Below are 19,292 nucleotides of genomic sequence, written 5' to 3' on the forward strand. Positions count from 1 at the left end.
CCCCTGTTACCGCCGTGAAAGGGCGGTGTCCTAGGCCACTAGACGAAGGGGACACGCTACATCATTCACTACCTGCTACGCTTGGCTGTGTGCTTTACGCTGCAAGTGGCGCGCATTCTATGGATGGATATAGGGGTCGTCAACCCCCCAGTGAAAATTTATTCAAATCAATGACTTCGCCCTTTATTTAGCTCATGGACGGCCGATACACACGTGTCAGGCACCGCGGCTTATATCAAGCGGACCGACAGGACCATCTTCCCGCGATAGTGGATTGCCACTACACTCGCGCAAATTGACTTGATTGAGGCTTGTGCGGTGACTCCACTCATTATCACCCTGTTCGTCGTAGCAGGCATCGTGCTCCTCATCGCTGTCGGCTATTTGAACCATGTCGCAGAGGGCAAAAAGGTCGAGCGCGCGCGCAGCCTGGTCGAGCTTAATGACCGACTGCGACGCTGTAGCGAGCTGTCCGAAACCTTCCCGGGTCAGCTGATGACGCCGGCGCTGAAGTTGCTGTTGGTCAGGCTGGAGCTCAACGTAGTCAAGCGCCTGATCGCGCTGGAGCGAAGAAACAACCCGAACCTTGAAGAACGCAAGACCGAACTCGAAGCGCTCGTGGCTCAGGGTGATGCCATCACCATCAGCAACCCGGCCAGCCCGATCCAGACCGAGGCCAAGGCCAAGGATGTGCGCTTCCTTTTAGAAGCCATGCATGGCCAAGTCACTCGCGCGGCCCACGATGGCTTTCTGCAGACCGCCGAGGCCAAGCACTGGATTCGCGAGATCCGCAATATGCTGGTGCTGTTGCACATCGAGTTCTTCAATAATCTTGGGCAGCACGCCCTGAATCAGGAACAGCCCGGCCAGGCCCGACTCGCCTTCGAGCGCGGTGTTCAGTATTTGAAGAATCAGCCAGAGCCGGCGCCGTGGAAAACCCACCTGCAGGCCATGGAACGGCAGCTGGCACGCGCCAATTCGATGGTGCTGGACACCATCGCCCCGACCGAAGACGACAATAACGAGCTGACCGAAGGGCTGCGGGTGGTGGAAGCCGACGCTGAATGGAAAAAGAAAGCCATCTACGACTGATGGCTCGGGCCTGACGCACCGCCCAGTGCGGTGCGTCAGGCCTCAGTTCAGCAATCGGTATATTTCAAGAAGATAGCCGCCAGCCTCTCAACCCCCGCCTGATCCTCCTCGCTGAAACGCCCAACGCTCGGGCTGTCCAGATCCAGAACGCCAATCAGCCGCCCCTCTTTGACCAACGGCACCACCAGCTCGCTGTTGGAGGCGCTGTCGCAGGCGATGTGTCCGGGAAACTCATGGACATCGACCACGCGCTGGGTTTCGCGACTTTGCGCAGCAGTGCCACAGACGCCTTTACCAAAGGGAATGCGCACGCAGGCGATCTGCCCTTGAAACGGGCCCAGCACCAGCTCTTCACTGCGATTGAGGTAGAAGCCTGCCCAGTTCAGATCATCGAGCTGGGTATAAAGGAATGCCGAAAACTGCGCAGCATTCGCAATGAAGTCACGCTCATCCGCCAGAAGGGATTCCAGCTGTGCCGCGAGCAGGCGGTAGCCATCAAGGCCCTCGCCTGCGGTATTCAAATCGATCATGGGTGTTGCTCCAGCATTTTCAAACCAACCCAATAACGGGCGAACTGATACGCGCAACGTCCGTTGCGATTGCCACGGCCGGTTGCCCAGCGCACGGCCTCGATGTCGAGCGCTTCGTCGCGCTGCCATTGCAGCCCGGCCTTGGTGGCCAGCTCGCCGACCCAGTGCTCGACGACATCCAGAAAGTGTTCTTGAGTGAAGGGATAAAACGACAGCCACAGGCCAAAGCGGTCCGACAGCGCGATCTTGTCTTCCACCGCCTCGCTGGGGTGAATCTCGCCGTCATCACCGCGCTGCCAGTGAGCGTTGTCGCTCTCCTTCTCGGGCACCAGGTGGCGGCGGTTGGAGGTGGCGTACAGCAAAACGTTGTCCGGCGCCTGCTCCAGCGAACCGTCGAGCACGCTTTTGAGCACGCGGTAATCGCCTTCGCCCGATTCAAACGACAGGTCATCACAGAACAACACGAAGCGCTGCGGCAGCTTTTGCAGTTGCTCGACCACGCGCGGCAGGTCGCCCAGATGATCACGCTCGATCTCGATCAGGCGCAGACCCGCTCTGGCATGCTCGGCCAGCAGGGCGCGAACCAGCGATGACTTGCCTGTACCGCGAGAGCCCCACAACAGCGCATGGTTGGCGGGTAATCCGTCGATGAACTGCTGTGTATTGCGGCCCAGTTGCTCACGCTGACGGTCGACGCCGATGAGGTCGGACAGGCGCATGACCAGGGTGACGTCGAGTGGCATCAGGTATCCGACACGACCCTCGCGCACCCAGCGCGCCGCCAGGGTGGTCTCCCAGTCCACGGGCTGCCGCACGGCAGGCAGCAAGGGTTCGAGCCGCGCCAGTACCGATTCGGCGCGCTCAAGAAATGCGTTCAATCGAGAATCCACGGTTTCTCCTTGATTTAACGGGTTAACGCCCGCCCGCGATCAGCTATGCTAGCTCGGCGACGGACACAAGAAGTAACAGCGCCCTTATGGATATTCCGATCACCCACCGGCTGTCTTTCAAACAGGCCCGTTTGACTGTGCTGATCGGCTTTGTATTGGGCACGCTGCTCAGTCTGTTTCAAATCGCGATCGATTATGCCAGCGAAGACGCCTCCATCGATCGTGAAATTCGCTCCCTGCTGCAAATCAGCCACAACCCCGCCTCGCGTATCGCCTACAACCTGGACGCCGAACTCGCGCAAGAGCTGACCCTGGGCCTGCTGCACTCCCCCGCCGTGGTGGGCGCACGCCTGGCCGACAACAACCATGTCCTTCTCGCCAGCGTAACGCGCCCCTTGGCACAGAGCCCTTACCGAATGGTCAGCGACTTTCTGTTCGGCAAGAGCCGGCAGTTCGACGATGTATTGCGCCTGGATCACATGCCCGACGAGTCGATCGGCACGCTGCATCTGGACATCGACACGTTCGCGTTTGGCAGTCATTTCCTGCAGCGCGCCGTCATTACCCTCATCAATGGATTCGTGCGCAGTCTGGTGCTGGCCGGCCTGCTGCTGGCGCTGTTCTACTTCACCTTGACCAAACCGCTGACCGGGATGATCCGCGCGCTCTCTGTGCGGGACCCGCGAAGCCTGAATCAAGAGGCAATGCCCTGCCCGCCCGGCCACGAAAATGATGAAATCGGCGTGCTGGTAGCGGTCACCAATCGGCAGTTCGAGACGGTGGCCAGCGAGTTCGCCCGGCGGCAGGAGGCTGAAAAGCAGCTCAATGACCACCTCAACGAACTGGAGGACATCGTCTCTGCCCGCACCCAGCAACTCGAATCCATCAACGCCCGGCTCAGCCAGTCCAATGAAGAATTGCAGGTCGCGCGCAGCACGGCCCTGGACATGGCCCATGCAAGGTCTGCCTTTCTGGCGAACATGAGCCATGAAATTCGCACGCCACTGAATGGCCTGCTGGGGATGCTTGCATTGTCTCTCGACGGTCCGCTCAGCGCCGAACAGCGCCAGCAACTGTCTATCGCTCATGATTCGGGCAAGGTGCTGGTTGAACTGCTCAACGACATTCTGGACCTGTCCAAATTCGATGCCGGCCAGGTCGAGCTAGAGCGCATCCCGTTCGACCTCGCCGCGTTGCTTGAAGACACCGCCAGCCTGCTGTCGCAGAACGCAGCGCCAAACGTCGAACTGACCTGCCTGATCGATCCGCACTTCCCGGCTTCGGTGCTGGGCGATCCGACCCGGGTGCGTCAGATCGTCAGCAACCTGTTGTCCAATGCGCTGAAATTCACCCGGGCCGGCCGGGTCGATGTACGCCTCGCGCATTACGGCGACAGGGTGCGCATCGAGGTGTGCGACACCGGCATCGGCATCGCTCAGGACGCGCAAGCGAAGATCTTTCAGCCATTCACCCAGGCCGAAGCTGCGATCACTCGGCAGTACGGCGGGACCGGCCTGGGGCTGACCCTGACGCATAACCTGACCGATGCGATGAATGGTCAATTGAGCATCGAGTCGAACCTGGGCGTTGGCAGCCGCTTTTGCGTCGACCTGCCCTTGCCGGCGCACACTCCACCGGTGCAGTGGGCACCGCTGAAGGGCAAGGTGCTGGTGGCCAGCAACGCCAACAGCGGGTTGCTGGAGATGCTTGGCCGATTGCTCCCGCATTGGGGTGTCGCCTGCCAGCAGCTGGAAACGGGCGCTGCGCCCGACGCAGACGCCGACCTGCTCATCACTGATTGCCCCGAGTGCCTGGTAGACATACGCGACGCCAGTCGCGTGCCGGTGTTGCTGGTGACGGCATACGGCAATTTCATGCCTGCCGATCAAGTCGAGGCGTTGGCCCCGTTGCAGCAACAGGCGCGGCCTCTGCCGCGCGCCGTGCTTTATCAAAGCCTGGCGCGGATCCTCCGAATCGAAGGCCAGCCCAACACCAGCCCCGAGCAAGGCATGGCGCTGCCCGCACATCGCGCGCACATCCTGCTGGTGGAAGACAACCCGGTGAATCAACTGGTAGCCAGAGGCATGCTCAGCAAGCTGGGGTGCGATGTTGTGGTCAGCAGCAACGGTGCCGAGGCCCTGCAGCAACTTGAGCAGGATCACTTTGACCTGGTGTTGATGGATTGCAACATGCCGGTCATGAACGGGTACGACGCCACGCGGCAGATCAGAAAGAACGAGCGATGGTCCGCTCTGCCAATCATCGCGCTGACGGCCAACGCGATGCCGGAAGAACGTGAGCATTGCAAGGCCGCTGGCATGAGCGACTACCTGGCCAAGCCGTTTCGACGCGAAGAATTGGTGGCACTGCTGGACCAGTGGATCCCCGTTGAGCAGCCCCAATAAAGGGGCCTATCTACCAAGAGGCTGTCACACTAAGGGCTGCCACACTAAGGGGCGGTCAACTGCCCGATGATTCCTTCAACAGCGCCTCGATGTCGGCTTCAATGTCTTCGGGCTTGGTCAAAGGGGCGTAGCGTTTCACCAGCTTGCCGTCACGTCCCACCAGGAATTTGGTGAAGTTCCACTTGATGCCCTGGGACCCCAGCAGACCCGGGGCGCGCTTTTTGAGCTGCACGAACAACGGGTGGGCCTGGCTGCCGTTGACGTCGATCTTCTTGAACAGCGGAAAGGTCACACCGTAGTTCAGTTCACAGAAGTCGGAAATTGCGCCTTCATTGCCCGGCTCCTGCTTGCCAAACTGATTGCACGGGAAGCCCAGCACCACGAGCCCGCGGTCCTTGTAACCTTGCCACAACGCCTCAAGGCCCTTGTATTGCGGCGTGAACCCGCACTTGCTGGCGGTATTCACCACCAGCACCGCCCTGCCGCCAAAGTCGGCGAGCGTCTTCTGCTCGCCCTTGATCGTTTGCACCGGAATGTTGAGCAGACTGTCGTTCATGGCGATGCCTCAGAGTCGTAAACCGCCAAGCTAGCGCGCCGTTCTCCGGCGCGCCATCCCATTATTGCCTGTGATAAGCCGGCATCAGGCGCTTCGCGGCACCAGATCAAGGCACACAGAATTGATGCAGTAGCGCAGACCAGTCGGTGGCGGTCCATCGGGGAATACATGACCGAGGTGAGCATCACATTTACTGCAGACAACTTCAGTGCGGATCATGCCGTGACTGACGTCGCGCACTTCGACCACCGCACTGCCTGCAAGCGGCGCGTAAAAGCTCGGCCAGCCGCAGCCCGAGTCGAACTTGGTGGTGGAATCGAACAGCGGCTCGTTGCAGCAGATGCAATGGTAGATGCCGTCGGTCTTGGTCTCGTTGTATTTGCCGCTGAAGGGGCGCTCCGTTCCCTTGAGCCGGCAGACGTTGTACTGCTCCGGATCAAGCATGGCTTTCCATTCTTCAAGGGTTTTATCCAGCTTTTCCACGGGTCAACCTCCACAATTGAAAAAGCCCGATCTGCGTCTTTTCCACGGATCGGGTGGCACGTATGATTGCGCCTTCGTTGGGCGCCAGTCTGTCACCCGCGTTTGTCGCGTACAAATCCATTTTGCTGGCGTCATGCTCAACGGTCTGCGCTTTTTCATACAGCAGGCCGTCTCTTATCGGGACCCATCACCATGCAGTTCAGCAAATCGAACAAGCTCGCCAACGTCTGCTACGACATTCGCGGGCCGGTGCTCAAGCACGCCAAGCGCCTGGAAGAGGAAGGCCATCGCATCCTCAAGCTGAACATCGGCAACCCGGCGCCTTTTGGTTTCGAGGCGCCTGAGGAAATCCTGCAGGACGTCATCCGCAACCTGCCAACAGCCCAGGGCTACAGTGACTCCAAGGGTCTGTTCAGTGCGCGCAAGGCGGTGATGCAGTACTACCAGCAGAAGGAAGTCGAAGGCGTCGGCATCGAAGACATCTACCTGGGCAACGGCGTGTCCGAACTCATCGTGATGTCGATGCAGGCCCTGCTCAATAACGGCGACGAAGTGTTGGTGCCGGCCCCGGATTATCCGCTGTGGACTGCGGCCGTGGCACTGTCGGGCGGCAACCCTGTGCATTATCTGTGTGACGAGCAGGCCAACTGGTGGCCGGATCTGGCCGACATCAAGGCCAAGATCACGCCGAACACCAAAGCCATGGTGATCATCAACCCCAATAACCCGACCGGCGCCGTATATTCCCGCGAAGTACTGCTGGGCATGCTGGAACTCGCCCGTCAGCACAATCTGGTGGTCTTTTCCGACGAGATCTACGACAAGATTCTGTACGACGACGCCGTGCACATCTGCACCGCCTCGCTGGCACCGGACCTGCTGTGCCTGACCTTCAACGGTCTGTCGAAATCGTATCGCGTGGCGGGCTTCCGCTCCGGCTGGATCGCCATTTCCGGGCCCAAGCACAATGCGCAAAGCTACATTGAAGGCATCGACATCCTGGCAAACATGCGCCTGTGCGCCAACGTGCCGAGCCAGCATGCGATCCAGACAGCGCTGGGCGGCTATCAAAGCATCAATGACCTGATCCTGCCGCAAGGCCGTTTGCTGGAGCAACGCAATCGGACCTGGGAACTGCTGAACGATATTCCTGGCGTCAGCTGCGTCAAGCCCATGGGCGCGCTGTATGCCTTTCCGCGGATCGACCCGAAGGTGTGCCCGATTCACAACGACGAGAAATTCGCGCTGGACCTGTTGCTCTCGGAAAAACTGCTGATCGTTCAAGGCACGGCATTCAACTGGCCATGGCCGGACCATTTCCGCGTGGTGACGCTGCCGCGTGTGGATGACCTGGAACAGGCCATTGGCCGGATCGGCAATTTCCTGAAATCGTACAAGCAGTAATCCTGCTTGCTGTAGGAGCCGGCTTGCTGGCGAACCCGATTATCAGTGGCAACGATGTCGCCTGACACACCGGATTCGCCAGCAAGCCGGCCCTGCGGTTGTGCAACCCATCGCCTTCACCTGCCCTCTCGCTGACGGCCTTTACCGCTGCGCCACAGCCAGGCGACACAGTTTGAAATAGTCGCCCGGTTGAATACGCCTCCGCATCACCTTATATACCCCCGCAGTACGATACATATTCTTCCGAGGAGACACTCTTAACCATGATGCGCATTTTGCTGTTTTTGGCCACTAACCTTGCGGTCGTGCTGATTGCCAGCATTACCCTGAGCCTTTTTGGCTTCAACGGGTTTATGGCGGCCAACGGGGTTGATCTGAACCTCAATCAGCTGCTGATTTTCTGCGCCGTGTTCGGGTTCGCCGGTTCGCTGTTCTCGCTTTTCATCTCCAAGTGGATGGCGAAAATGAGCACGGGCACCGAAATCATCACTCAACCCCGCACCCGCCACGAACAATGGCTGCTGCAGACTGTAGAACAGCTGTCTCGCGATGCCGGGATCAAAATGCCGGAAGTGGGTATTTTTCCGGCTTACGAGGCCAACGCTTTCGCGACCGGCTGGAATAAAAACGACGCGCTGGTTGCCGTCAGCCAGGGCCTGCTGGAACGGTTTTCGCCCGATGAGGTGAAAGCGGTGCTGGCCCACGAAATCGGTCACGTTGCCAACGGCGACATGGTGACGCTGGCGCTGGTCCAGGGTGTGGTCAACACCTTCGTGATGTTCTTCGCGCGGATCATCGGCAACTTCGTCGACAAGGTGATTTTCAAGAACGAAGAAGGCCGCGGTATCGCGTTCTACATCGCGACCATCTTCGCTGAAATCGTGCTGGGTTTCCTGGCCAGCGCCATCGTCATGTGGTTCTCGCGCAAGCGTGAATACCGCGCCGACGATGCCGGTGCCCGCCTCGCCGGCACTGGCGCGATGATCAGCGCACTGCAGCGCCTGCGCTCGGAGCAGGGCGTCCCGGTGCAGATGCCGGAAAGCATGACCGCCTTTGGTATCAACGGTGGCTTGAAGCACGGCCTGGCCGGTCTCTTCATGAGCCACCCGCCGCTGGAAGAGCGCATTGAGGCGCTTCGCCGCCGCGGTTGATCACACCGGGCAGCGAAGAAGGGCGACTGACAAGTCGCCCTTTTTTTGCCCAAAAAAATCGCCGTGCAGTTGGGCTTGGTGGCGCTCCAAGCCCATCCCGCCTTTAACGCCGATACAGCCGGTATGCATATTCCATCAGAGACGTGGCGCCGGCCTGCCTGAACTTGGCGCCCTGCTCCAGCACGTCCAGATCCGCAACGCGTTTGACCCGCCAGTCCGGCGACAGCAGCTGCATGACCTCGTCCTCGTCGACCGCGAAAGGTGGCCCGGCGATCAGTGACTGATCGTAATCCAGCGTGATCAGCAACCCACAGGCGTCTTCGGACAGCAGATGATTGAGCTGCTTGATGTAACGCCAGCGCAGATCGGGGGGCAGCGCGATCAAGGCGGCGCGATCGTAAAACGCGGTGCAGTCGCCGATGTCCTCGGCACCGAGGGCAAAGAAGTCAGCGCACCAGATCTCAAACCCTTGCGCGCGATAGACCTTGAAGGCGCCCCGGGTCTCAATTTGCGCCTGCAGGCCGTTTTCACTGAAGAACCCGGCCACGGCGATTTCGGACAATTCGACGCCGACCACATGAAAATCCTGGTTGGCCAGCCAGACCATGTCGATGCTTTTGCCACACAGTGGCACCAGCACCCGCGCCCCCGGATCAATGGTGAGCTCTGTCCACAGGCGCAATAGATGCGAATTCACTGACGCCTGATTGAAGCCGATCTGATTGATCGCCCAGCGCTCATGCCAAAACCGAGGCTCCATAGACACTCCTGATATACCGATCAAAAGGGACGAAAACTTATATTAGATTCTGATCGATGGCCTGCCCGATCATGTTGCTCATCTTATACGCTCAGGTCACTGCAAATGCTGCCTAGTCTGTTCATTTCCCATGGCTCGCCGATGCTCGCGCTCGAACCGGGTGAGAGCGGTCCGGCACTCGCACGACTGTCCGCCAACCTGCCACGCCCCAGGGCCATCGTCATCGTGTCGGCGCATTGGGAGACTGCCGAGCTGCGGGTCAACGGTAACCCGCAGCCCGAGACCTGGCATGACTTCGGCGGCTTCCCGCCTGAGCTCTTTGCCGTGCAGTATCCGGCGTGCGGCCTGCCGGAACTGACGCAGCGCGTGGTGGGACTGCTGGCACATGCGGGCCTTGAGGCGCGCATCGACACGCAACGCCCGTTCGACCATGGCGTCTGGGTGCCGCTGTCGCTGATGTACCCGCACGCCGATATTCCGGTGGTGCAGGTTTCGTTACCGGCTCGCCAGGGCCCTGCCTTGCAGACACGCGTCGGGCAGGCGCTCAAACACCTGCGCGAGGAAGATGTTCTGGTGATCGGCTCCGGCAGCATCACCCACAACCTGCGGGAACTGGACTGGCACGCCGGTCCCGAAAGCATCGAGCCCTGGGCGTTGGCGTTTCGCGACTGGATGGTGCAAAAGCTGGCAACTGACGACCTGGACGCGTTGCACGACTATCGAAGCCAGGCACCGCACGCTGCGCGCAACCACCCGACGGATGAACACCTGTTGCCGCTGTATTTCGCGCGTGCGGCGGGCGGACCGTTCAGCATCGAACACCAAGGCTTCACCATGGGCGCGCTGGGCATGGATATCTATCGGTTTGGTTGAATGAATGATCACGTCCCTCTGGGCCTGGCTTTAGCCGGAAAAGCACAGAGTCGACCTGTTCAAGTTCTTACGACAGATCCAGCCCAGACGACGCGGACTAATGTGGGACCGGCTTCAGCCGGGAAGGCGCCAGATCGTGCACCCTTAATTATCTGGAGTGACAACTGCCGCCTTCCCGGCTAAAGCCGGTCCTACTCACATCAAGAGCCTGTCCATCCGGCAACATCCAGTAACCGCCCTGCCGTTGACCGCTCGTCGGCTCGCCTGCATCCTCCGCCGCCTCAAATTGCGGACAGCAGCAGGGTCATGTTCCAGGGCGACAACAAAGATCCCTTCTGGGGCAACTCGCTGTTTGCGGGTACGAAGCTCCCCAATGGCGGCGCATCGTGGGCCGGACAGAACCCGCCCCCGGAACCCGAGCGGGTGCAAACCCCGATACCTGAACGTTGGCCCGCTCCCAGGGAGCGGACCGACAAAGTCTTCGCCAAGTCCTGCGCCGCGGGCAATTGGTGCAGCACTGACGCAGGAACCGAGATAGAGCCCGCCTCCAACTTCGGCGCGATCATGATGGCGGGCGCCATGCTTATGCCGTCCGCTTCCGAAGCAATCGCCACCGCACTCGGCGCAGACATGGCATTGGGGCGCATGGCTGGCGGCGGCATCATGCAACGCAGCCATACCTGGCTGCTTCGCGGAGCGGGCGGCCCTGCAAGCCTCTTCGTTCTGGGGATGCTCCCGGCAAAGATGGGCGATGGTACGCTCTACACCGACGACGAACTGCGCAGCATGACCCAAGCGACAACACGGGTGCGCTTCCAGCTACGTCGTGACGACGCGGGCGAGCTGCAGGTCTACGGCATTCACTCCAAAGCGTCGGGCGACGACTCGGTCCGCACAGTGCAAGCCCGCTGGAATGCCGACAAAAGCGCGATGGAAGCCCATCTCAACGGCATCACTGTCCTCATGACACCCCGGCGGGGCCGATACGGGGCAATCGAACCGTTGGTAGCGACGCCCGTTTAGGCACCATCCTCGTCCACCCGATCCCGAACGACACCGACAGCCAACTCGAAGGCCTCCCGGGCGAAGACGTCACTGCCGAGGACTGCATCGTCGTGTTCCCGGCTGAGTCGGGGTTGCGGTCGATGTATGTGGTGTATGCGCGGCCGTTTAATGGGGATCATGGGTATCACCTACCACCCAAGGGACTTCCCGCGTTTCCTGATGCAGCAAAGGCTCCTTCGAAAACTAATGTTCAGGGCGGTGGCGGCATTCGCAAACGATGGAAAGACCGAAAAGGCAGAATCTTTGAATGGGACGCTCAGCACGGAACGGTTGAGATGTACGACAAACAGGGTAAGCATTTGGGCGAATACGATCCGCATACAGGTGAGCAGACAAAACCCTCAAACCCAGGCCGTAAAATTGAAAAGTAGGAGTATTCATGTACCCGTGCATTAGCGGATTTCTAGCAGACAGCAGCGAAGATGATTCGCTTAAATTTGAACTGGACCTCGACGAATCCCTCATCCAGGGAATCCTTCCGATACTGGGCCTTGAAAGCATCAATGAAATGGCAGCAGGCGAATGGCTGCTCTCGACTGAACAGATCATTAAAATGTCGACGCTTGTGGGCCAGCCGCTGCCTCTTGATTTGCAGCTGTTCATAGGGCTTGAAGCCTGAATGCTAAAACCGCTCGCAACTCTGGTGACGGTGCGCACAGTCAAAACGAACCTTGCATTTCACAGTCGGAGTACTCTGTAGAGAAACCGAGCTTTCGAAGCTTGGGATCAACTTTCCAAAGGTATGCAAGCGGACGCTCTCACGATTGGTTTCTTCAAATCCCACACAAAAAAAATCCCCGAACCAGTCGGGGATTTTTTATTCAGACGAAAAACTCAAGAGAGTTGATCAGTCCTCACGATAGCGACGCAGTTTCAGCTGCTTGCCAGCGACGCGGGTGTCTTTCAGCTTGGCCAGCAGGCGCTCAAGGCCGTCTTCCGGCAGCTCGACGAGGCTGAAGCTGTCACGTACCTGGATGCGACCGATTGCTTCGCGAGCCAGACCGCCTTCGTTGAGGATGGCGCCCAGCAGGTTTTTAGCAGCGATGCCATCACGGGCACCCAGCGCGGTACGGCAACGAGCACGGCCTTCGGCCAAGGGCACCGGAGCACGACGTTCGCGGTCGCCACGGTCAGGACGGTCGCCTGCCGGACGCTCGGGACGATCACCACGTGGCGCGTTGTTCGGCACCAGTGGACGCTCTTTCTCGATAGCACCCAGGGTCAGCGCCTGACCATTGGTGGCCTTGCGCAGCAGAGCGGCGGCCAGGGCACGCGGTGTGCAACCGATATCAGCAGTCAGGCGGTCCAGCAGTTCACCGTGGCTTGCTTCAGCATCGGCGACCAGCGGCGACAGGCTGTTGGTCAGTTTCTTGATGCGGGCATCGAGAACGGCCTGGGAGTCCGGCAGACGCACTTCGGCGATTTTCTGACCGGTCATGCGCTCGATCACCTGCAGCATGCGACGCTCACGCGGCGTTACCAGCAACAGGGCGCGACCTTCGCGACCGGCACGGCCAGTACGGCCGATACGGTGAACGTAGGCTTCCGGGTCGTACGGCATATCAACGTTGAACACGTGAGTGATGCGCGGAACGTCCAGACCACGGGCAGCAACGTCGGTGGCCACAACGATGTCCAGACGGCCATCCTTGAGCGAGTCGATGACGCGTTCACGCTGGTTCTGGGCGATGTCGCCGTTCAGTGCAGCAGCCTTGTAGCCTTTGGCTTCGAGGGCGCTTGCCAGATCCAGAGTCGCCTGCTTGGTGCGGACGAACATGATCAGGGCGTCGAAATCTTCGACTTCCAGCAGGCTCAGCACGGCAGAGGTCTTCTGGTCAGCGTGAACCAGCAGGTGAGCCTGCTCGATCGCGGTGACGGTCTGGGTCTTGCTCTGGATCTTGACGTGCTTCGGGTCTTTCAGGTGACGCTCGGCGATCGCGCGGATCGACTGCGGCAGGGTCGCCGAGAACAGTACGGTCTGACGGGTCTCCGGCATGGCCTTGAAGATGACTTCGAGGTCATCCATGAAGCCCAGCTTGAGCATTTCGTCGGCTTCGTCGAGCACCAGGTGATTCACCGTGGCCAGGACTTTCTCGTCACGACGCAGGTGGTCACACAGACGACCCGGGGTGGCGACGACGATCTGAGCGCCGTTGCGGATGGCTTTCAGCTGTGGGCCCATCGGCGCGCCGCCGTAGACAGCCACAACGGTAACGCCCGGCATTTGCTTGGCGTAGGTTTCGAACGCGGTGGCCACTTGCAGGGCCAGTTCACGAGTCGGCGCGAGGATCAGCGCTTGCGGCTCGCGTTTTGCCGGGTCGATGCGGCTCAGGATAGGCAGAGCGAAGGCGGCGGTTTTACCGGTACCTGTCTGCGCCTGGCCGATCATGTCGTGACCGGCGAGAATGATTGGAATCGATTGCTGCTGAATGGCCGAAGGCTCTTCGTAGCCGGTAGCGACTACAGCTGCAACAATATTCGGATGAAGGTTAAGAGCGGCGAAGCCGCCGGTTTCCTGGGTCATGGGTCTGCCTCTGAGTGCATCCGCAAAGACCCATGCTTCAAAGCTGCGCGTGCCGTGTAAGACCCTAGAGTCACCCTGGCTGCTTTGTCGGCGGGGATTTGCGAAAACGTATTGATGAATGGATCGTCATGGGTGGTTCGTGACCGAACCGGTTCGAGAAGATGGCTTCACAAACCCATACCGTGACGAGGGCCCTATGAAAGGCCGGCGCGCACTATACCGGAAATACTGAAAAAAGTGAGGATTTTTTTCGCAAAACAGCGCCTTGCGGCCAACTGTCACAGGCTTTGCGCAAAGCTGCGACAGTGTCTACTTTTCAACTGCCCCGGTATCGATGGCGAACAGAGCTTAAACGATTCACCCGCACAGTGCGACACCTCACCCTTCCTTTCTCCTCATCTGCAGGAAACAGCGACATGACCTCTTCGACTCAAGGCCACGTCAGCAAGGAACAGCGCGGCGCAATCATGCTGATTGGCCTGGACCGCGCCAGCAAACGCAACGCCTTCGACATCCACATGCTTGACGAGTTAAGCCTGGCCTACGGTGACTTCGAGCGTAACGACCAGGCCCGCGTGGCGGTTGTGTTTGCACATGGCGAGCATTTCACGGGTGGGCTCGACCTCGCAGAAGCCGGCCCTTCCCTCAAGGAGGGCTGGACGCTGCCACCGGGTGGGTATGACCCCTGGCGGCTGGGCATCGGTCCGCGGGTCAGCAAACCGGTGATTGTGGCTGCCCAGGGTTACTGCCTGACGCTGGGCATTGAGCTCATGCTCGCCGCCGATGTCAACGTCTGTGCCAGCAACGCCCGCTTCGCCCATCTGGAGGTGCAACGCGGGATTTTTGCCTTTGCCGGGGCCACCCTACGATTGCACCAGATCGCCGGTTGGGGAAACGCCATGCGCTGGCTGCTCACCGGCGACGAATTCGACGCACACGAAGCGTGCCGCATGGGTCTGGTGCAGGAAGTGCTGGCGCCCGAAGACCTCTTTCCCGCGGCGTTGCGCCTGGCACAACACATCGCTGACCGCGCGCCGCTGGGCGTTCTCTCAACCCTCGAATCAGCGCGGCAGGCGGTACTGGAGGGTGAAGCCGTGGCGGCCAGGGCGCTGCCCGCACTGGTTCGGCGGGTACTCGACAGCGAGGACGCAACGGAAGGCTTGCAGGCGTTGCTGGACAAACGCCCGCCGCACTTCAAGGGCTGCTGACGAGCGTGCCGATCAGGTGGCGGGCCGCAGTGTTTTGATCAGTGGCAACAGTGAATAGCCCAGCTGCGGCGCAAGGCTCTCGGCGCGCTGGGTCAGGGCCTCAATGTCCAGCGTCTGCTCAAGGTCGGCAGGGACGATGAGAATGACGTTGCCCTCCTTCACCGGCAGTTCCCAGTAATGCCGGTGATACAACCCGCGCAGCAACGCGGCACCCAGAGGTTTGCCGTCGTCTGACGCCCACTGGTTGATGATCAGCCAGCCGCCTGGGTTGAGGCGCTGCTGGCATTTCTCCAGAAACCCCCATGCAAGGTGGCCCACCGCCGGGCCGGTGTCGGTATACAGATCGACGAAGATAAGGTCGGCGTCTTCAGCGCTCGGCAGCAATTCGAGGGCATCGCCAATGCGCACATACAGTCGCGGATCGTCCTGAAGGCCCATGAACTCCATGGCCAGACGCGGCACGTCGGGGCGCAGTTCGATGGCTTCGACGTCGTCCAGGGGCAGAAACTTCAAGCAGGCCTGGGTCAACGTGCCCGCGCCAAGGCCCAGGAACAACGCGCTCTCAGGGCTCGGATGGCAGAGCGCACCAATGAACATCGCACGGGTGTAGTCGTATTCGAGCCAAGCCGGATCGGCGGTGAACGTGCAGCTTTGTTCGATGGCGTCGCCGAATTCGAGGAAGCGGTAGTCGGCCACCTCGAGTACGCGGATCATCCCGAAGTCGTCGTGAACCTCGGCCAATACGTGCTCTACGCGTTCCTCGGTCATTACTGCTCTCGTGCCCATGGGAAAGCGCGGATTGTCGGCGAATCGCGCCCTGCAGGTCACGCAAATTCTCGGGATGAGCTGCTACCATGCCTATCCGATCGCACTGACTTCGAGTTCACCATGAGCCAACCCTGGAGCCCCGACAGCTGGCGGAGCCTGCCCATCCAGCAGCAACCGCAATACCCTGACGCCGAGCACGTGCGCCGTGTCGAGCAGACGCTGGCCAGCTATCCCCCGCTGGTCTTCGCCGGGGAGGCGCGCGAGCTGCGCAGGCAGTTTGCCGAGGTCACCGAGGGCCGCGCATTCCTGCTGCAGGGCGGCGACTGCGCCGAGAGCTTCTTCGAGTTCTCGGCTGCGAAAATCCGTGACACGTTCAAAGTGCTGCTGCAAATGGCGATCGTCATGACGTTCGCTGCCGGCTGCCCTGTGGTGAAGGTCGGGCGCATGGCCGGCCAATTCGCCAAACCGCGCTCCTCCAACGACGAAACCATAGACGGTGTGACGCTGCCCGCCTACCGCGGCGACATCGTCAATGGCATCGGCTTCGACGAAAAAAGCCGTGTGCCCGACCCTGACCGCCTGCTCCAGGCGTATCACCAGTCCACTGCAACGCTCAATTTGCTGCGAGCCTTCGCTCAAGGCGGTTTTGCCGACCTGCATCAGGTGCACAAGTGGAACCTCGATTTCATCGCCAACTCGGCTCTGTCGGACAAGTACAGCCAGCTCGCTGACCGCATCGACGAGACCCTCGCGTTCATGCGCGCGTGCGGCCTGGACACCTCGCCGCAGCTGCGTGAGACCAGTTTCTTCACCGCCCACGAAGCACTTCTGTTGAATTTTGAAGAAGCGTTTGTGCGCCGCGACAGCCTGACCAACGACTTCTACGACTGTTCCGCGCACATGCTGTGGATCGGCGACCGCACGCGGCAGCTGGACGGCGCCCATGTGGAGTTTCTGCGCGGGGTGAAGAACCCGATCGGCGTCAAGGTCGGCCCGAGCATGAATACCGACGACCTGATTCGCCTCATCGACATCCTCAACCCGGACAACGATCCGGGGCGTTTGAACCTGATCGCGCGCATGGGCGCCAACAAGGTGGGGGATCACTTGCCGGGGCTGATTCGTGCGGTCGAGCGCGAAGGCAAAAAGGTGCTGTGGAGCTCGGACCCGATGCACGGCAACACGATCAAGGCCAGCAGCGGTTACAAGACCCGCGATTTTGCGCAGATCCTGGCCGAGGTGAAAGCTTTCTTCCAGGTGCACCAGGCGGAAGGGACCTATGCCGGCGGCATTCACATCGAGATGACCGGTCAGAACGTCACCGAGTGCATCGGCGGCGCCCGTCCGATTACCGAAGACGGCCTGTCGGATCGTTATCACACCCATTGCGACCCACGGATGAATGCGGATCAGTCGCTGGAGCTGGCGTTTTTGATTGCCGAAACGTTGAAGCAGGTGCGTCGATAAGCGGGGCTGCGGCTGGCCGAGATTGCCCCTTTCCGGCTAAAGCCGGTCCCACTACAAGCGCGCGGTCATCTGTGAGACTGGCTTTAGCCGGTGCTACTAGTGGCGCTGTCTTCTGTGGGACTGGCTTTAGCCGGGAAGCTCTTTGGGGTGGGCAGGATTTTTCGCGGGCAAGCGCGCTCCTACAATCGATCCTGGCCGCCTCAGAAATCCGCAGCACAAGGAAACCTGCTGCCTACACGAATCTGTAGGAGCCGGCTTGCTGGCGAACGCGGCGTGTCAGGTTCGGCGATGTCACCGGCTGATATTTTCGCGGGCAAACGCGCTCCTACAGTCGGTCCAGGCCGCCTCAGAAATCTGCGGCATCCACGGACCTGTAGGAGCCGGCTTGCTGGCGAACGCGGCGTGTCAGGTTCGGCGATGTCACCGGCTGACATTTTTCGCGGGCAAACGCGCTCCTGCAGAAGCGCCGTCAACTGCAAGATGCGTTTACAGATGATCGAAGCCGCTGGCGACAAAGGCCCCTCGCAAGCGTGTCGCACTGGCGCGCTGGCAATTGATCAGCACCTGCGGCAGGCCTAGCCAGTTGGCCAGTTGCCGCAGCTGGTGCGCAAGGGCGTGCATGCCCTCGTCATCTAGCCCAGGTTGCTCTTCGTGCACCGCATGCACCGCCAACCGCCCCGCCGCTCGTTCGGCACGCAGATCGATACGCGCGGCAATCCGCTCGTTGTACAGAAATGGAAGCACGTAATAGCCATAAACCCGCTTGTGCGCAGGGGTGTAAATTTCCAGACGGTAATGGAAATCGAACAGCCGCTCGGTGCGTGCCCGCTCCCAAATCAACGAATCGAATGGCGAGAGCAAGGCGCTGGCAGTGACTTTGCGCGGCACCGCCGCGCCCGCAAGTGCGTAACCCGATCGCTTCCAGCCCTCCACCTGAACAACCTGAACTGCGCCCTCCTCCACCAGCTCCGCCAAGCCACGCCTGGCGGGAGCCGGGTCCTGACGGAAATAATCGCGCACGTCCTTTTCAGTGCCAACACCCAGCGCCGTGACCGCCTGCAGCAGCAAGCCGCGCTGGGCGTCGGCTTCGCCAATGTCGGGATGCTGAATGACCGCAGACGGCAGCACGCGCTCGGGCAAATCATAAAGCCGCTCGAAGCCGCGACGGCCGGCGACCGTGACTTCACCCGCTGCGAATAACCATTCCAGCGCCTGCTTTTCAGCACTCCAGTCCCACCATGGCCCGGCTCGCTCCTGACGGGTGCTGATGCTGCCGGCGCCCAACGCGCCCCGCTCGCGAACGGTCTGCAGCACCCTGGCGATGGTCGCCGTTTGCTCACGGCCAAATGTCGCCAGGTGCTGATAAATCCCTTCCCCCTGGGCGGCGCGGCGCATTCGCCAGCGCATCAGCGGGTACAACTCGATCGGCAGCAGCGACGCCTCGTGGCCCCAGTACTCGAACAGCTTGCGCTGCCGGCCCTGGCTCCACGCCGCCTGATCAAGCAAGGTGCGCGAGTAGTTGCCCAACCGGGAAAAGAGCGGCAGATAGTGCGACCGCACCAGCGCATTGACCGAGTCGATCTGCAGCACGCCGAGCCGTGCAATCAGCCGAGTCACGTGCGCCGCCTTGATCGTTGCAGGTGGCTGGCGGCTGCCAAATCCCTGAGCCGCCAGCGCCAGACGGCGCGCATGCTGGATGGAAAGTTGCGTGTAAATCGGCGGTTCGGCGGGCATCTCGACCTCCTTGGCAGAGCCCAACGCTAACCGATCACCGGGGTTCTGTCAGGGCCTCATCGACCGGACTCCTTCTTCCCTCGGTTTTCAACGCTTCATAGGGTCGTCCCAGAACGGCCGCTCCATTTCCTCGTACACATCTGCACGGCTGAGGCCCATGTCCTTCAGTGCGTCATCACTTAGCGTCGCCAACTCGACGCGCTCGCGGTGCAGCTTCCACCAACGCGCAATCTGCTCCACCGCTGCCTTCCACCAGCGTTCAGGCGCGAACTGCCGCGACACGGGTTTAACCACCAGCACATAACCTTTTTGGCTTTTCATCATCCTGCCCTCCAAGTGGGGATAGGCAGAGTGTTGCTTCAGGCTTAAGATCAATCCAACG

General features: G+C 60.5%; 19 protein-coding genes. 10 read left to right on the forward strand and 9 right to left on the reverse strand.

The genetic code is table 11. From position 1 onward, the window contains the following. The first annotated feature begins 318 nt into the window (after nt 1-318). Complete coding sequence (locus QRN48_RS16435) at nt 319-1,092, forward strand: hypothetical protein (protein WP_037011807.1); 774 nt, start codon at nt 319-321, stop codon at nt 1,090-1,092. Nucleotides 1,093-1,139: 47 nt separating this feature from the next. Here QRN48_RS16435 and msrC read toward each other — a convergent pair whose 3' ends face one another. Then, on the reverse strand, nt 1,140-1,622 hold the full coding sequence (gene msrC / locus QRN48_RS16440; RefSeq protein WP_191945302.1) for a free L-methionine (R)-S-oxide reductase MsrC: 483 nt from the start codon (nt 1,620-1,622) through the stop codon (nt 1,140-1,142). Next, nucleotides 1,619-2,512, reverse strand: coding sequence for an ATP-binding protein (locus QRN48_RS16445; RefSeq protein WP_285351727.1), 894 nt, complete (start codon nt 2,510-2,512; stop codon nt 1,619-1,621). The genes msrC and QRN48_RS16445 overlap by 4 nt, the downstream gene beginning before the upstream one ends. A gap of 86 nt (nt 2,513-2,598) precedes the next feature. Between QRN48_RS16445 and QRN48_RS16450 the strand changes: the two genes are divergently transcribed. Continuing rightward, on the forward strand, nt 2,599-4,917 hold the full coding sequence (locus tag QRN48_RS16450) for a hybrid sensor histidine kinase/response regulator (RefSeq protein WP_191945301.1): 2,319 nt from the start codon (nt 2,599-2,601) through the stop codon (nt 4,915-4,917). Between the two features lie 55 nt (nt 4,918-4,972). Here QRN48_RS16450 and QRN48_RS16455 read toward each other — a convergent pair whose 3' ends face one another. Together QRN48_RS16455 and msrB are read right to left on the reverse strand one after the other, a co-directional pair. Further along, nucleotides 4,973-5,473, reverse strand: coding sequence for a glutathione peroxidase (locus QRN48_RS16455; protein WP_191945300.1), 501 nt, complete (start codon nt 5,471-5,473; stop codon nt 4,973-4,975). An 84-nt stretch (nt 5,474-5,557) separates the two neighbouring features. Further along, on the reverse strand, nt 5,558-5,956 hold the full coding sequence (msrB, locus tag QRN48_RS16460; protein WP_191945299.1) for a peptide-methionine (R)-S-oxide reductase MsrB: 399 nt from the start codon (nt 5,954-5,956) through the stop codon (nt 5,558-5,560). Between the two features lie 192 nt (nt 5,957-6,148). On the opposite strand from msrB, the gene QRN48_RS16465 reads away from it, so the two are divergent. Both QRN48_RS16465 and htpX read left to right on the forward strand, forming a co-directional pair. After that, a complete protein-coding gene (locus tag QRN48_RS16465; RefSeq protein ID WP_037011814.1) occupies nt 6,149-7,360 on the forward strand; it encodes a pyridoxal phosphate-dependent aminotransferase in 1,212 nt (403 codons plus the stop codon). A 263-nt stretch (nt 7,361-7,623) separates the two neighbouring features. After that, a complete protein-coding gene (gene htpX, locus QRN48_RS16470; protein WP_037011815.1) occupies nt 7,624-8,511 on the forward strand; it encodes a protease HtpX in 888 nt (295 codons plus the stop codon). Between the two features lie 103 nt (nt 8,512-8,614). Here the strand turns inward: htpX and QRN48_RS16475 are convergent, their stop codons facing one another. Next, entirely contained in the window at nt 8,615-9,271 is a 657-nt protein-coding gene (locus tag QRN48_RS16475) for a thiopurine S-methyltransferase (protein ID WP_191945298.1), read from the reverse strand. A 105-nt stretch (nt 9,272-9,376) separates the two neighbouring features. On the opposite strand from QRN48_RS16475, the gene QRN48_RS16480 reads away from it, so the two are divergent. From QRN48_RS16480 to QRN48_RS16495, 4 genes are all read left to right on the forward strand, one after another. Further along, complete coding sequence (locus QRN48_RS16480; protein ID WP_285351732.1) at nt 9,377-10,144, forward strand: DODA-type extradiol aromatic ring-opening family dioxygenase; 768 nt, start codon at nt 9,377-9,379, stop codon at nt 10,142-10,144. Between the two features lie 306 nt (nt 10,145-10,450). Beyond that, entirely contained in the window at nt 10,451-11,167 is a 717-nt protein-coding gene (locus QRN48_RS16485) for an S-type pyocin domain-containing protein (RefSeq protein ID WP_285351734.1), read from the forward strand. Nucleotides 11,168-11,187: 20 nt separating this feature from the next. Further along, a complete protein-coding gene (locus QRN48_RS16490) occupies nt 11,188-11,580 on the forward strand; it encodes a colicin E3/pyocin S6 family cytotoxin (protein WP_285351766.1) in 393 nt (130 codons plus the stop codon). 8 nt (nt 11,581-11,588) lie between these two features. After that, nucleotides 11,589-11,828 (forward strand): pyocin S6 family toxin immunity protein, encoded by a 240-nt coding sequence (locus QRN48_RS16495; protein WP_191945295.1) that lies wholly within the window; start codon nt 11,589-11,591, stop codon nt 11,826-11,828. A 228-nt stretch (nt 11,829-12,056) separates the two neighbouring features. Here the strand turns inward: QRN48_RS16495 and QRN48_RS16500 are convergent, their stop codons facing one another. Then, a complete protein-coding gene (locus QRN48_RS16500; protein ID WP_037011824.1) occupies nt 12,057-13,733 on the reverse strand; it encodes a DEAD/DEAH box helicase in 1,677 nt (558 codons plus the stop codon). Nucleotides 13,734-14,149: 416 nt separating this feature from the next. Here QRN48_RS16500 and QRN48_RS16505 point away from each other — a divergent pair, with 416 nt between their 5' ends. Then, the gene (locus QRN48_RS16505; RefSeq protein WP_285351741.1) at nt 14,150-14,941 is read left to right on the forward strand and encodes a crotonase/enoyl-CoA hydratase family protein; all 792 of its coding nucleotides are present in this window, start codon (nt 14,150-14,152) and stop codon (nt 14,939-14,941) included. A gap of 12 nt (nt 14,942-14,953) precedes the next feature. Here the strand turns inward: QRN48_RS16505 and QRN48_RS16510 are convergent, their stop codons facing one another. Next, a complete protein-coding gene (locus QRN48_RS16510; RefSeq protein ID WP_191945293.1) occupies nt 14,954-15,709 on the reverse strand; it encodes a spermidine synthase in 756 nt (251 codons plus the stop codon). 120 nt (nt 15,710-15,829) lie between these two features. On the opposite strand from QRN48_RS16510, the gene QRN48_RS16515 reads away from it, so the two are divergent. Continuing rightward, the gene (locus tag QRN48_RS16515) at nt 15,830-17,176 is read left to right on the forward strand and encodes a class II 3-deoxy-7-phosphoheptulonate synthase (protein ID WP_037011829.1); all 1,347 of its coding nucleotides are present in this window, start codon (nt 15,830-15,832) and stop codon (nt 17,174-17,176) included. A 486-nt stretch (nt 17,177-17,662) separates the two neighbouring features. Here the strand turns inward: QRN48_RS16515 and QRN48_RS16520 are convergent, their stop codons facing one another. Together QRN48_RS16520 and QRN48_RS16525 are read right to left on the reverse strand one after the other, a co-directional pair. Beyond that, on the reverse strand, nt 17,663-18,910 hold the full coding sequence (locus tag QRN48_RS16520) for a winged helix-turn-helix domain-containing protein (RefSeq protein WP_285351746.1): 1,248 nt from the start codon (nt 18,908-18,910) through the stop codon (nt 17,663-17,665). An 87-nt stretch (nt 18,911-18,997) separates the two neighbouring features. Continuing rightward, on the reverse strand, nt 18,998-19,231 hold the full coding sequence (locus tag QRN48_RS16525; protein ID WP_037013169.1) for a DUF1127 domain-containing protein: 234 nt from the start codon (nt 19,229-19,231) through the stop codon (nt 18,998-19,000). Nucleotides 19,232-19,292: the final 61 nt, after the last annotated feature.

This window comes from Pseudomonas sp. ME-P-057, assembly GCF_030208975.1.
Classification (GTDB): Bacteria; Pseudomonadota; Gammaproteobacteria; order Pseudomonadales; family Pseudomonadaceae; genus Aquipseudomonas; species Aquipseudomonas lutea.

Coding starts and splice junctions, on each gene's coding strand:
- msrC (WP_191945302.1), bottom strand. CDS start 1,622: ATGATCGATTTGAATACCGCAGGCGAGGGCCTTGATGGCTACCGCCTG.
- QRN48_RS16450 (WP_191945301.1), top strand. CDS start 2,599: ATGGATATTCCGATCACCCACCGGCTGTCTTTCAAACAGGCCCGTTTG.
- QRN48_RS16455 (WP_191945300.1), bottom strand. CDS start 5,473: ATGAACGACAGTCTGCTCAACATTCCGGTGCAAACGATCAAGGGCGAG.
- QRN48_RS16465 (WP_037011814.1), top strand. CDS start 6,149: ATGCAGTTCAGCAAATCGAACAAGCTCGCCAACGTCTGCTACGACATT.
- htpX (WP_037011815.1), top strand. CDS start 7,624: ATGATGCGCATTTTGCTGTTTTTGGCCACTAACCTTGCGGTCGTGCTG.
- QRN48_RS16475 (WP_191945298.1), bottom strand. CDS start 9,271: ATGGAGCCTCGGTTTTGGCATGAGCGCTGGGCGATCAATCAGATCGGC.
- QRN48_RS16480 (WP_285351732.1), top strand. CDS start 9,377: ATGCTGCCTAGTCTGTTCATTTCCCATGGCTCGCCGATGCTCGCGCTC.
- QRN48_RS16485 (WP_285351734.1), top strand. CDS start 10,451: ATGTTCCAGGGCGACAACAAAGATCCCTTCTGGGGCAACTCGCTGTTT.
- QRN48_RS16495 (WP_191945295.1), top strand. CDS start 11,589: ATGTACCCGTGCATTAGCGGATTTCTAGCAGACAGCAGCGAAGATGAT.
- QRN48_RS16500 (WP_037011824.1), bottom strand. CDS start 13,733: ATGACCCAGGAAACCGGCGGCTTCGCCGCTCTTAACCTTCATCCGAAT.
- QRN48_RS16505 (WP_285351741.1), top strand. CDS start 14,150: ATGACCTCTTCGACTCAAGGCCACGTCAGCAAGGAACAGCGCGGCGCA.
- QRN48_RS16510 (WP_191945293.1), bottom strand. CDS start 15,709: ATGACCGAGGAACGCGTAGAGCACGTATTGGCCGAGGTTCACGACGAC.
- QRN48_RS16515 (WP_037011829.1), top strand. CDS start 15,830: ATGAGCCAACCCTGGAGCCCCGACAGCTGGCGGAGCCTGCCCATCCAG.
- QRN48_RS16520 (WP_285351746.1), bottom strand. CDS start 18,910: ATGCCCGCCGAACCGCCGATTTACACGCAACTTTCCATCCAGCATGCG.
- QRN48_RS16525 (WP_037013169.1), bottom strand. CDS start 19,231: ATGAAAAGCCAAAAAGGTTATGTGCTGGTGGTTAAACCCGTGTCGCGG.